General features: G+C 50.3%; 1 pseudogene. It reads right to left on the bottom strand.

Annotated elements, in window-relative coordinates:
* Position 1 precedes the first annotated feature (1 nt).
* Positions 2-501 (bottom strand): annotated as a pseudogene (locus KXG62_RS33930) (IS4 family transposase); the annotation flags it as partial.

Here is a 501-nt window from a genome sequence, read left to right as displayed (position 1 = left end):
CTCAACTTTCGCAGCATGAAATCGGCAAACAAGCCTTGATGTAACTGGGCAAAGCGGCAATCCACTGCTGGAGTTGACGCTGAATAAGAGCGGAAATCTTCTTACCGGCTTTTTGGGCTACTTGGTTGATCAAATCCAACAGCTGTTGCAGGGCAACGACCCAATCGAGCGTACCGACTTCGTCGCACAACAAATAAAACAATCCGCCAAAGGAACGCGCATCCGTGCCTTTCCGATGCTGCCACGCCAGCAGTATGTATCGGGAAAACACAATCGTCGTGTGGCTGATCAGCAAATCGTAGGAACGGCCTTGAAACTCTTTTTGCAGACGAAGCAGCGATTTGGTGCACTTGAAGAAAACCTCGATGTCCCAGCGCATCGCGTAAATCCGGATGATCTCTTCTACGGTGAGGGTAAGATCGGTCGTCAAAATCGCCAGCCACTCGGTTTTCTTCGAGCGATGACGAACAAACACGACTCGAACCGTAATCCCTGAAGGAA

This window comes from Paenibacillus solanacearum (assembly GCF_910593845.1).
In the GTDB taxonomy this organism is placed as follows: Bacteria; Bacillota; Bacilli; order Paenibacillales; family NBRC-103111; genus Paenibacillus_G; species Paenibacillus_G solanacearum.
The sequence above is the reverse complement of the archived record's forward strand: the minus strand, read 5'-3'. Positions and strand labels throughout refer to the sequence as shown.